Source organism: Kitasatospora sp. NPDC101155 (assembly GCF_044768305.1).
In the GTDB taxonomy this organism is placed as follows: Bacteria; Actinomycetota; Actinomycetes; order Streptomycetales; family Streptomycetaceae; genus Kitasatospora.
This window is the reverse complement of sequence record NZ_JBIWPN010000003.1, coordinates 124,916-136,700: the sequence shown is the minus strand read 5'-3', so window position 1 is coordinate 136,700 and position 11,785 is coordinate 124,916. Positions and strand designations below refer to the sequence as shown.

Genomic DNA, 11,785 nt, shown 5'->3' with positions numbered 1-11,785 from the left:
GCGCTCGTACCTCGCTTGTCGCTCCTCAACTTTCGGCGCCGGCGCGCCCCTTCGGCTCGGGGCGTGTGCTCGGGGCCCGCACCGGCGAACCGGTACGGGCCCTCGACTTCCGCCTCGGCTACCGGCTGGTGGCGTCCGACCAGCGCCGCAGCAGGTCCCGCGCGGCGCCCGAGTCGATCGCCTCCGCCGCCCGCGCCATGCCCGCGGCGAGCTGCTCCGTCAGCGGCGCGTCGCCCAGGTCGAGCGCCACCAGCGCCGCCGCGGTGTTCAGCAGCACGGCGTCCCGCACCGGCCCGCGCTCTCCGGCCAGCAGCCTGCGCGCGACCTCGGCGTTGTAGGCGGCGTCCGCCCCGCGCAGCGCCTCGATGCCGACCAGCTCGATGCCGACGTCCCGCGGGTCGAAGGAGGTCTCGGTGACCACCCCGTCGCGCACCAGCCACACCTGCGAGGTGGTGGTGATGGTCAGTTCGTCCAGCCCGTCGTCGCCGCGGAACACCAGCGCGGTCGCCCCGCGCCCGGCGAGCACCCCGGCGATCAGCCCGGCGAGCCGGGTGTCGAAGCAGCCGATCGCGTGCGAGGTGACCTTGGCCGGGTTGGTCAGCGGGCCGAGGATGTTGAAGGCGGTCGGCACCCCGAGGTCGCGCCGCGCGGTGGCGGCGTGCCGCATCGAGGGGTGGAACTTCGCCGCGAAGCAGAAGGTGAGCCCGACCTCCTCGGCCACCTCGGCCACCCGGCGGGCCGACAGGTCCAGCGCCACCCCGAGCTTCTCCAGCACGTCCGAGGAGCCGCTGGCGGAGGAGGCCGACCGGTTGCCGTGCTTGACCACCTTGGCCCCGGCCGCCGCCGCGACGATCGCCGACATGGTGGAGATGTTGACGGTCTTCGCCCGGTCCCCGCCGGTGCCGACGATGTCCACCGCCGGGCCGGGGATGTTCAGCGGCTCGGCGTGCTCGTACATCGCGTCGACCAGACCGGCGATCTCGTCGACCGACTCGCCCTTGGCCCGCAGCGCCACCATGAACCCGGCCACCTGGACGGGGGAGGCCTCGCCGCTCATGATCCGGTCCATCGCCCACGCGGTGGACGAGCGGTCGAGGTCCTCCCCCTTCAACAGTGCCGCCAGGAGGTCCGGCCAGGTGCGGACCACCTGCGCGGGGTCGCTACCGCCGTTCGCAGGGTTCACGTTCACCATGGCTGACTCCAGCTGTCGTGGGTTCCCCTGTACCGGGGAGGTCCGTACGGATGGAGCCAGCCTATCGAGCGGTGGGGTTCCTACGGCGGTGTCTTCTCTAGTACTGAGACAACCCCGCTCAACGCGTGGCCGGGGCCCGCTTCGCCACTCGCGCCCGCAGCAGGGTGGCGACCGCCCCGGCCAGCGCGACCGGGTCCACCGGGCGGGAGATCGCGGCATCGGCCCTGCTCCAGGCGGCCAGCCAGGAGTCCTGCGGCCGGCCGATCAGCACCAGCACCGGCGGGCAGCCGTAGATCTCGTCCTTGAGCTGGCGCCCGAGGCCGAGCCCGCCGGCCGGCACCGCCTCGCCGTCCAGGATGCAGAGGTCGATGCCGCCCTTCTCCAGCGCCTTGAGCACCGCGGGGGTGGTCGCGCACTCCAGGTAGGACAGCTCCGGAAGATCCTCGGCAGGTCGACGGCCGAGCGCCGTCAGCACCTGCTCGCGGGTGTTGCGGTCGTCGCTGTAGACGAGGACGGTGAGCGTCTCGTCGGTCGTGTACGCCATGGACCCTGCTCCCTCAAGTGTGATCCGGACCACGTTCACCTGATCCGGATGCTACTCCCGTTTCCCCCCGTCCCGGGTCCCCCTCGCGCACGTTCCCGCTCAAGCCGCCGCGCCCACGGCTCACCCACCCGGAGGACGGCCCGTCACCCGGCCTCGCCGAGACCACCCGGACGGCCGATGCGGCACCCTGTCCCCTACAACACGACACTGCGCCGACCGTGCAACGACGCGCTGGGCAAGGGGGTCGCGGGCCTCGCCGAGGAACCGTCAGAAAAGGGACACGCCGCCGCTCGGCCCCCGCCCGGACACCCCGTCGACGGCCAAGCGGGCATACCGCACGCACCGGACACTCCGAGGGACACCCCCCGACGTGAAGACGGAATAAGGGACCGACATAATGTCCGTCGTGGCGACAGCAACAGCAGTAGAAACCGGGCACGCGCACGGATCGGTCAACCGACCGAACATGGTCAGCGTCGGAACGATCGTCTGGCTCAGTTCCGAGTTGATGTTCTTCGCGGCCCTCTTCGCGATGTACTTCACGCTCCGCTCCGTCAAGGGAGCCGAGTTCTGGACCGAGAAGGCGCACGCCCTGAACGTGGGCTTCTCCTCGGTCAACACGACCATCCTGGTGCTCTCCTCGCTGACCTGTCAGCTCGGCGTGTTCGCCGCCGAGCGCGGGGACGTGAAGAAGCTCCGCATGTGGTTCATCATCACGTTCATGATGGGCGCGATCTTCATCGGCGGCCAGGTCTACGAGTACACCGAGCTGGTCAAGAAGGACGGCCTCTCGCTGTCCTCCGACCCGTACGGCACGGTGTTCTACCTGACCACCGGCTTCCACGGGCTGCACGTGACGGGTGGTCTGATCGCCTTCCTGCTGGTCCTGGGACGGACGTACGCAGCCAAGCGCTTCACGCACGAGCAGGCCACCGCCGCGATCGTCGTGTCGTACTACTGGCACTTCGTCGACGTCGTGTGGATCGGCCTGTTCGCGACCATCTACCTGATCAAGTAACCAGCTGATCAGGTCGCTGGCCACCGGCTGCGGCCCCCGCCCTCATCGGCGACGGGCCGCTTCTGCCGGTGCCGACGCTCCCACCGACCGACCGCGCGCGCAGCCTTGGAACAGGCAGCCTCGTGCCGGCCAGACCGGCAGCCGGGTGCACCCACCAGTCGACCAGATCCTGACACCGGGGTTATTCCGTGAAAAAGCTCTCCGCACGACGGCGCCACCCATTGGCGGCGCTGGTCGTCCTACTTCTCGCCCTGGCGGCAACCGGGGGGCTGTACGCCGCGTTCGCGCCCGCCGACAAGGCGCAGGCCGACGTCGCCGCGCAGTCGCTCGCGATCGATGAGGGCAAGAAGCTCTTCGCCGTGGGCTGCTCCTCCTGCCACGGCCTGAACGGCCAGGGCGGCAGCGACGGTCCGAGCCTGGTCGGCGTGGGCTCCGCCGCTGTCGACTTCCAGGTCGGCACCGGCCGCATGCCGGCCCAGCAGCCCGGCGCCCAGGTGCCGCGCAAGAAGAACATCTACACGCAGGCCGAGATCGACCAGCTCGCCGCCTTCGTCGCCTCCCTCGGCCCCGGCCCGGTGACGCCGGAGGAGAAGCAGTACACCTCGACCGACCCCGAGGACATCTCCAAGGGTGGCGAGCTGTTCCGCACCAACTGCGCCCAGTGCCACAACTTCGCCGGCCAGGGTGGTGCCCTGACCAAGGGCAAGTACGCCCCGTCGCTGGAGGGCGTGGACGCCAAGCACATCTACGAGGCCATGCAGACCGGCCCGCAGAACATGCCGTCGTTCCCGGACACCACCATGCCCGAGGAGCAGAAGAAGCAGATCGTGGCCTTCGTCCGCCACACCACTAGCGAAGAGCCCAACCCCGGTGGTCTCACGCTGGGCAGCCTCGGTCCGGTGACCGAGGGTCTGTTCGGCTGGATCTTCGGTCTCGGCACGCTCATCGCGGTCGCGATCTGGGTCGCCGCCCACACCACCAAGGCCAAGAAGTCATGAGCCACGACATGTCAGAAGAGAAGCTCCCGGAGCCGCACGGCTCCGCCGGCGAGGTCGCCGAGCACGGCAACCCCTTCGCCGACCCGGGCCTGCCGGCCCACGAGCCCCGTCGCACCGACATCGACGAGCGGGCCGCCAAGCGCGCCGAGCGCCAGGTCTCGCTGATGTTCGTGATGTCGATGCTCGCCACCATCGGCTTCATCGCCTCGTACGTGGCCATCGACCCGGACAAGATCGTCTACATCTTCCCGCTGGGGAAGGTCAGCGCGCTGAACTTCGCGCTCGGTCTGACTCTGGGCGTCGCCCTGTTCATGATCGGCGCGGGCGCGGTCCACTGGGCCCGCACCCTGATGTCGGACGTCGAGATGCCGGCCGAGCGTCACCCGATCGAGGCCTCCGACGAGGTTCGCGCGGACGTCATCGAGCAGTTCAAGACCGGTGCCGCCGAGTCCGGCTTCGGTCGCCGCAAGATGATCCGCAACACCCTCATCGGTTCGATGGCGCTGGTCCCGCTCTCCGGCGTGGTCCTGCTCCGCGACCTGGGCCCGCTGCCCGAGAAGAAGCTGCAGGAGACGGGCTGGAGGGAGGCGACCCAGGCCAAGCCGCTGGCGCTCATCAACATGAACACCATGCAGCCGATGAAGCCCGAGGACATCGCCGTCGGCTCGCTGACCTTCGCCATGCCGGAGGGTCTGACCACCCACAGCGAGGACTTCCAGCAGCGGATCGCCAAGGACGCCCTGATGCTGGTGCGCATCGCGCCGGACGACATCAAGGACGACAAGTCCAAGGACCTGGGCTTCGAGGGCATCCTCGCCTACTCCAAGATCTGCACCCACGTCGGCTGCCCGATCAGCCTGTACGAGCAGCAGACCCACCACGCGCTCTGCCCCTGCCACCAGTCGACCTTCGACCTGGCGGACGGCGCGCGCGTCATCTTCGGCCCGGCCGGCCACCCGCTGCCGCAGCTGAAGATCATCACTGACGAGAAGGGCAATCTGGTCGCCACCGGCGACTTCGAGAAGCCTGTCGGCCCGAGCTTCTGGGAGCGTGCTCGATGAGTAGCGCGAGCAGCACCACGACCGGTGCCGCCAAGCCCTCCAGCACGCGCGCCAAGCCCGCCAACAAGTGGGAAGCCGCGGCTGACTGGACGGACGGCCGGCTGGGGATCTACTCCCTCGCCAAGGCCAACCTGCGCAAGATCTTCCCGGACCACTGGTCCTTCATGCTGGGCGAGATCTGCCTCTACACGTTCATCATCATCATCCTGACCGGTGTCTACCTGACGCTGTTCTTCAAGCCGTCGATGGCCGAGGTCGTCTACAACGGCTCGTACGTGCCGCTCAAGGGCATCGGGATGTCGGAGGCGTACGCCTCCACGGTGGACATCAGCTTCGAGGTCCGCGGCGGTCTGCTGATCCGTCAGATCCACCACTGGGCCGCCTTGGTCTTCGTGGCCGCGATGCTCGTCCACATGATGCGCGTGTTCTTCACCGGCGCGTTCCGCAAGCCGCGTGAGATCAACTGGGTCTTCGGCTTCCTGCTGCTGATCCTGGGCATGTTCGACGGCTTCTTCGGCTACTCGCTGCCGGACGACCTGCTGTCGGGTACCGGTATCCGCTTCATGGAAGGCGCGATCCTCGCGGTCCCGCTGATCGGCACCTACGTCCAGATGTTCCTGTTCGGGGGCGAGTTCCCCGGCCACGACATCGTGCCGCGGTTCTTCACCATCCACGTGCTGCTGATCCCGGGCATCATGCTCGGCCTGCTGGTGGCGCACCTGATCCTGGTCTTCTACCACAAGCACACCCAGTGGGCGGGCCCGGGCAAGACCGAGAAGAACGTCGTCGGCATGCCGCTGATGCCGGTCTACATGGCCAAGGCCGGTGGCTTCTTCTTCCTGGTCTTCGGCCTCATCGCCGCCATCTCGGCGATCGCCACGATCAACCCGATCTGGGCCTACGGCCCGTACCGTCCGGACCAGGTGTCGACCGACGCCCAGCCCGACTGGTACATGGGCTTCTCCGAGGGTCTGATCCGTGTCATGCCGGGCTGGGAGATCAGCCTGTGGGGCCACACCCTGAACCTGGGCGTGTTCATCCCGCTGATGATCTTCCCGCTGGTCCTGGTCTCGATCGCGGTCTACCCGTTCATCGAGGGCTGGATCACCGGCGACAAGCGCGAGCACCACATCCTGGACCGCCCGCGCAACGCCCCGGTCCGCACCGCCCTGGGTGCCGCCTGGATCAGCCTGTACCTGGTGCTGCTGGTCGGTGGTGGCAACGACCTGTTCGCGACGCACTTCCACCTGTCGCTGAACTCGATCACCTACTTCGTCCGCGTCGGCTTCTTCGCGGTGCCGGTCATCACCTTCATCATCACCAAGCGCTGGTGCCTCGGCCTGCAGCGCCGTGACAAGGAGAAGGTGCTGCACGGCCGCGAGACGGGTGTCATCAAGCGCCTGCCGCACGGTGAGTTCGTCGAGGTCCACGCCCAGCTGCCGCAGAAGGACCTGTTCAAGCTCACGGCGCACGAGCAGGTCCAGCCGGTCGAGCTGCCGGCCCAGACGGACGAGAACGGCGTGGCCCGCAAGGCCGGCGTCCTCACCCGCACCCGGGCCAAGCTCTCCCGCGGCTTCTACGGCGAGGGAAGCCAGATCCCCAAGCCGACCAGCGAGGAGCACCACGAGATCACCAGCGGCCACGGCCACCACTGATCCCGTACGCACCCCGGCGTCACTCCGAGGGCCGCTGACCAGAGTTCACCTGGTCGGCGGCCCTCGGGCTTTCCTGTACCCGCACCGCCTCTCCAGGAGCCCCCGTGCAGCTGTCCGTCGACCCCGCCGCCGCCACTCCCCCGTACGAGCAGATCCGCGCCCAGATCGCCGGTCGGGCCCGCTCCGGCGAGCTGCCGACCGGGCTGCGGCTGCCCACCGTCCGGGCACTGGCCGAGGAACTGGGCCTGGCCGCCGGGACGGTGGCGCGGGCCTACCGGGAGCTGGAGGCGGACGGCGTGGTGGAGACCCACGGCCGACGCGGCACCCTGATCGCCGCCACCGGGGACACCGCCCACCGGCTGGCCGCCGCGGCCGCCGGCGAGTACGCCGAACGGGCGAACCGTCTGGGCCTGTCCCACGCCGACGCCCTGGCCGCCGTGGTCACCGCGCTGCAGCTGGCCTACCCCGAGGTCTGAGTCGCCCCGGAGGCGAGCGGGCGAGTCACAGCGAGCGGGAGAGTCACCGCCCCGAGCCGAAGGGGCGCGCCGGTGCCGAAAGGGAGAAGCGACGAGCGAGGTACGAGCGCCGGAGCGCCGACCGTCGGCACCGGGTCAGAGCGCCCCGGAGGCGAGCGGGCGAGTCACCGCCTCAGACCTCCGGCCGCATCATCCCCGCGGCGGGGGCCTGGGAGGCCGGCGCGGTGGTGCTGAGGGGCTGTCCGAGGGCGCTGTGCTTGACCCAGTCCGTCCAGGAGACGTTCCAGTCCCCGAAGCCGTTGCCGAAGGGCTCCATCTTGGCGCCTCGGCTGTTCACCACCGTGACCAGGTCCCCCACCCGGGTGTTGTCGTAGTACCACTTGGCGTTGTCGGTGCTCATGCCGGTGCACCCGTGGCTGACGTTCTCGATGCCCTGGGAGCTGACCGACCAGGGCGCCGCGTGGACGTACTCGCCGCTCCACGTCACCCGGGTGGCCCACTCGACGTTCAGGTCGTAGGAATCCGAGGTGCCGGTCGGGATACCGATCGTCTCGCCGTTCATCCGGACCGAGCGCTCCTGGCCGAGCACCACCTTGATGCCGTTGCGGGTGTCGAACCCGGGCCTGCCGGTGGTCACCGGGATGGTCCGGAGCACCTGGCCGTCGCGCTTCAGGGTGAGCTCGTGGGCGGCCGCGTCGATCACCGTCTCGACCCGCGCCCCGATCCGCAGCCGCAGCGAGCTGCGGTCGCCGCCGTAGAGGCCGTCCGCGATCCGGGTGCCGGTGCCGTCGAAGGCCAGCGAGACGGTCGTCCCGACCGGCCAGTACTCCTCCGGGCGGAAGTGCAGGTTCTTGTCGTCCACCCAGTACCAGGCGCCCGTGACGGCGGGCAGGGAGGTCACCGTCAGGGCCCGTTCGACCTCCTGGCGGGCCTGCGGGTCCTTCACCGCCTGGGAGAGCTGCACGGTGAGCGGCTGGCCGACGCCGTAGACGCCGCTGCCGGAGGAGTCCGGGCCGAGCTTGGCGTTGAGCACGCGCTGGCCGGCCAGGGTGCTGAAGCCGACGGTGGCGTCGCCGCGGCCGTTCCTGCCGTCGTCGGCGGAGATCCGGACGCTGTACGCGGTGTCGGCCTTCAGTCGGCCGGTGGTCTGCCAGCTGCGCTGGTCGTCGGCGAGCTTGCCGGCCACCACCCGGCCGTCCGGGCCGACCACCGTGACGTCGGTGATCCGGCTGCCCTCCACGGCCGTCACGGTGACCGGCTGGGACGGGTCGACCTTGCCCTTGGCCGAGAGGTGGACGAGCCGGGCCGCGTCCACCCGGTGGGGTCCGGAGTCGTCACCGGATGAGCAGGCGGCCAGCGGGGCCAGCACTGCGAGGGTCAGCGAGATGCCGCCTATGCCTGCGATTCCGCGCCTGTCGGCCATGGCCGCCTCCCAGGATTTCGCACGATTAATCAGATCGTAGGAACGCCCTGGTCCGAACGACATCCGAGCGACCCGCCGTTCACCCGGGCGAGTGAGGCGGTCACCCCAAGAAACGACAGGGCCGGTTCCCCCGTGCGGGGGAACCGGCCCTGTCGGCGGAAGCTGAACCCTACTGGTTCTGGTTCTCGCCGCGGTAGAACTCGAAGACCCATCCGAAGATGCCGACCGCGATGATCGGGGCGGCCCAGAACATCAGCCACCAGCCGAAGATCACGCCCAGGAAGGCGAGCGCGCCACCGAGCGCCAGCGAGAGCGGCTGCCAGCTGTGCGGGGCGAAGAAGCCCAGCTCGCCGGAGTCGTCCGCGACCTCGGCCTCGGGGTTGTCACCCGCGCCGCTGTCCACCCGGCGGGCGGTGAAGGCGAGGTAGTACCCGATGAAGGCGCAGAGGGCGAAGGCCAGGAACAGCGCCGTGGTACCGGCGGCCTCCAGACCCGGGCCCGAGTTGTTGGTCCACAGGCCGTAGGTGATGGCCATGGCCAGCACGAAGACCGACAGGCCGAGGAAGATCTTTCCCTGTTCCTTCATCAGGCGTCGCCCTCCTTCTTGCCCTTGCCCAGCTGCGGGGCGTCGTACTTCGCCGGGGTCACACCGGCGAGGTGCTTGGCCGGCTCACCGTGGTTCTCCAGGTAGTCCAGCGCGGCGATCTCCGGGTGGTGGAGGTCGAAGGCCGGGGATTCGGAGCGGATCCGGGGCAGGGTGAGGAAGTTGTGCCGCGGCGGCGGGCAGGAGGTCGCCCACTCCAGCGAGCGGCCGAAGCCCCACGGGTCGTCCACGGCGACCTTCTCGCCGTACTTGGCGGTCTTCCAGACGTTGTAGAGGAACGGCAGGATCGACAGGCCGAGCACGAAGGAGCCAATGGTCGAGACGGTGTTCAGCGTGGTGAAGCCGTCCGAGGCCAGGTAGTCGGCGTAACGGCGGGGCATGCCCTCCGCGCCGAGCCAGTGCTGCACCAGGAAGGTGGTGTGGAAGCCGAAGAACAGCGTCCAGAAGGTGATCTTGCCGAGGCGCTCGTCCAGCATCTTGCCGGTCATCTTCGGCCACCAGAAGTGGAAGCCGGCGAACATCGCGAAGACGACGGTGCCGAAGACCACGTAGTGGAAGTGGGCGACGACGAAGTACGAGTCCGAGACGTGGAAGTCGATCGGCGGCGAGGCCAGCAGGACACCGGTCAGACCACCGAAGAGGAAGGTGACCAGGAAGCCGACCGTCCACAGCATCGGAGTCTCGAAGCTCAGCGAGCCCTTCCACATGGTGCCGACCCAGTTGAAGAACTTCACACCGGTCGGGACCGCGATCAGGAAGGTCATGAAGGAGAAGAACGGCAGCAGTACCTGTCCGGTGACGTACATGTGGTGCGCCCACACCGTCACGGACAGACCGGCGATCGCGATGGTGGCCGCGATCAGACCGGAGTAGCCGAACATCGGCTTGCGGCTGAAGACCGGGATGATCTCCGACACGATGCCGAAGAACGGCAGCGCGATGATGTACACCTCGGGGTGGCCGAAGAACCAGAACAGGTGTTGCCAGAGCATCGCCCCGCCGTTGGCCGGGTCGAAGACGTGGGCACCGAACTTGCGGTCGGCCTCCAGGGCGAACAGCGCGGCGGCCAGGACCGGGAAGGCCAGCAGGACCAGCACCGAGGTCAGCAGGACGTTCCAGACGAAGATCGACATCCGGAACATCGTCATGCCCGGAGCGCGCATGCAGATGATCGTGGTGATGAAGTTGACCGCACCGAGGATCGTGCCGAAGCCGGAGAAGGCCAGACCCATGATCCACATGTCGCCGCCGATGCCGGGCGAGTGCACCGCGTCCGACAGCGGGGAGTAGGCGAACCAACCGAAGTCGGCGGCACCGTTCGGGGTCAGGAAGCCGCAGACCGCGATGGTCGAACCGAAGAGGTACAGCCAGTACGCGAACATGTTCAGACGCGGGAAGGCCACGTCCGGGGAGCCGATCTGCAGCGGCATGATCCAGTTCGCGAAGCCCGCGAACAGCGGCGTCGCGAACATCAGCAGCATGATCGTGCCGTGCATCGTGAACGCCTGGTTGAACTGCTCGTTCGACAGGATCTGGGTCCCGGGACGAGCCAGCTCGGCACGCATGACCAGGGCGAGGATGCCACCGATCAGAAAGAAGGCGAACGACGTGCCCAGGTACAGGGTGCCGATCGTCTTGTGGTCAGTTGTGGTCAACCACTTGATGATGGTCGAACCCGGCTTCCGGGTCCGCTGCGCCCCGACCGTGACGGCCTCGGCGCCCCCGCCGGCCGCGGCGGGCTCGTTGAGGATGGTCACTTCGCTTCACTTCCCATGGTGATGAGGCCGGAAGGCACCGCACCTTCCTGGCCCTTGGCACGAAGGTCGGCCAGGTGCTTGTCGTAGTCGGCGCGGTCGACGACCTTGACGTTGAACAGCATGCGCGAGTGGTCCTCGCCGCAGAGCTCGGCACACTTGCCCACGTAGTCGCCCTTGACGGTCGGGGTGACCTCGAACTTGTTCACCACGCCCGGCACGACGTCCATCTTCATCATGAAGTTGACGGGCCAGAAGTCGTGGATGACGTCACGAGAGGTGAGCCGGAACTGCACCGTCTCGTTGACCGGCAGCCAGAGCGTCGGAACGTCCTTGGGCGTACCGATGTCGTACGCGGCGTCCTTGTTGGCCGGGTCGGGCGTCTCGGTGTTCTCGTAGTTGAACGCCCAGCTCCACTGGAAGCCCACCACGTTGACGTAGTGCTGCGGCTTCGCGGAGACCGATGTCAGCTTCGCCTCGTCGCGGGCGACGAAGTAGAAGAGGACCGAGACGATGATGATGGGGACCGCGGTGTAGAGCGCCTCGATGGGCACGTTGTACCGGGTCTGCGGAGGGATCTCCACACCGGTGCGCTTGCGCCGGTGGAAGATCACGCTCCAGATGATCAGACCCCACATCAGTACGCCGACCACCAGCGCCGCGATCCAGGAGCCCTGCCACATCCGGAGGACCAAGGGCCCTTCCGACGTGACGGGGCTCGGGAGGCCAAGCCTGGGGAGGTCGTTGGCCGAGCAGCCGGTGGCGGTCGCGATGACGAGGCCCAGTGCCAGCGCCTGAGGCAGCTTCCGCCGCATCGTGCGCCGCGGCGAGCGGTCGGAGCCGTTGGGACTCACGTAGCGCCTTCCCGAAGTCTCGCCCGCCTTCGCGTCGCACCGAAGGAGGATTGTGAGCCTCCCTGGCGACCCGTCCACGGGCACGGTTTGAATGCTTATGCGGGCCAAACCCTACTCCAGCCTTATGCGCTCCTGACGGGCAGCCCCCGGTAACGCGCCGCCCGGTCGCCCGATCAGGCCCGGCAAGGGCTACGTCGCAGGTCATC

The 11,785-nt window shown here is 68.6% G+C and carries 11 protein-coding genes; 5 read left to right on the top strand and 6 right to left on the bottom strand.

The window, feature by feature from the left end; all coding sequences use genetic code 11:
* Positions 1–118: 118 nt before the first annotated feature.
* Both trpD and ACIRYZ_RS05330 read right to left on the bottom strand, forming a co-directional pair.
* Complete coding sequence (trpD, locus tag ACIRYZ_RS05335) at positions 119–1,192, bottom strand: anthranilate phosphoribosyltransferase (protein ID WP_402939818.1); 1,074 nt, start codon at positions 1,190–1,192, stop codon at positions 119–121.
* A 118-nt stretch (positions 1,193–1,310) separates the two neighbouring features.
* A complete protein-coding gene (locus ACIRYZ_RS05330; RefSeq protein ID WP_380609142.1) occupies positions 1,311–1,736 on the bottom strand; it encodes a hypothetical protein in 426 nt (141 codons plus the stop codon).
* Between the two features lie 397 nt (positions 1,737–2,133).
* Here ACIRYZ_RS05330 and ACIRYZ_RS05325 point away from each other — a divergent pair, with 397 nt between their 5' ends.
* From ACIRYZ_RS05325 to ACIRYZ_RS05305, 5 genes are all read left to right on the top strand, one after another.
* Positions 2,134–2,754 carry a heme-copper oxidase subunit III gene (locus tag ACIRYZ_RS05325; RefSeq protein WP_355673336.1) on the top strand — a complete coding sequence of 207 codons (621 nt, stop codon included), beginning with the start codon at positions 2,134–2,136 and terminating at the stop codon, positions 2,752–2,754.
* Between the two features lie 188 nt (positions 2,755–2,942).
* On the top strand, positions 2,943–3,752 hold the full coding sequence (locus tag ACIRYZ_RS05320; RefSeq protein ID WP_387623501.1) for a c-type cytochrome: 810 nt from the start codon (positions 2,943–2,945) through the stop codon (positions 3,750–3,752).
* Positions 3,753–3,760: 8 nt separating this feature from the next.
* Positions 3,761–4,813 (top strand): Rieske 2Fe-2S domain-containing protein, encoded by a 1,053-nt coding sequence (locus ACIRYZ_RS05315; protein ID WP_402939813.1) that lies wholly within the window; start codon positions 3,761–3,763, stop codon positions 4,811–4,813.
* Complete coding sequence (locus ACIRYZ_RS05310) at positions 4,810–6,468, top strand: cytochrome bc complex cytochrome b subunit (RefSeq protein ID WP_402939810.1); 1,659 nt, start codon at positions 4,810–4,812, stop codon at positions 6,466–6,468. Before ACIRYZ_RS05315 ends, ACIRYZ_RS05310 begins: the two co-directional genes overlap by 4 nt.
* 104 nt (positions 6,469–6,572) lie before the next feature.
* Positions 6,573–6,944, top strand: a complete 372-nt coding sequence (locus ACIRYZ_RS05305) for a GntR family transcriptional regulator (protein WP_402939807.1) — start codon at positions 6,573–6,575, stop codon at positions 6,942–6,944.
* 172 nt (positions 6,945–7,116) lie between these two features.
* Here ACIRYZ_RS05305 and ACIRYZ_RS05300 read toward each other — a convergent pair whose 3' ends face one another.
* From ACIRYZ_RS05300 to coxB, 4 genes are all read right to left on the bottom strand, one after another.
* Positions 7,117–8,367 (bottom strand): Ig-like domain-containing protein, encoded by a 1,251-nt coding sequence (locus tag ACIRYZ_RS05300; protein ID WP_402939805.1) that lies wholly within the window; start codon positions 8,365–8,367, stop codon positions 7,117–7,119.
* 169 nt (positions 8,368–8,536) lie between these two features.
* The gene (locus tag ACIRYZ_RS05295) at positions 8,537–8,953 is read right to left on the bottom strand and encodes a cytochrome c oxidase subunit 4 (RefSeq protein WP_402939802.1); all 417 of its coding nucleotides are present in this window, start codon (positions 8,951–8,953) and stop codon (positions 8,537–8,539) included.
* Positions 8,953–10,728, bottom strand: coding sequence for a cytochrome c oxidase subunit I (gene ctaD / locus ACIRYZ_RS05290; protein WP_387623514.1), 1,776 nt, complete (start codon positions 10,726–10,728; stop codon positions 8,953–8,955). The genes ACIRYZ_RS05295 and ctaD overlap by 1 nt, the downstream gene beginning before the upstream one ends.
* On the bottom strand, positions 10,725–11,579 hold the full coding sequence (coxB, locus tag ACIRYZ_RS05285; protein ID WP_402939799.1) for a cytochrome c oxidase subunit II: 855 nt from the start codon (positions 11,577–11,579) through the stop codon (positions 10,725–10,727). The genes ctaD and coxB overlap by 4 nt, the downstream gene beginning before the upstream one ends.
* Positions 11,580–11,785 lie beyond the last annotated feature (206 nt).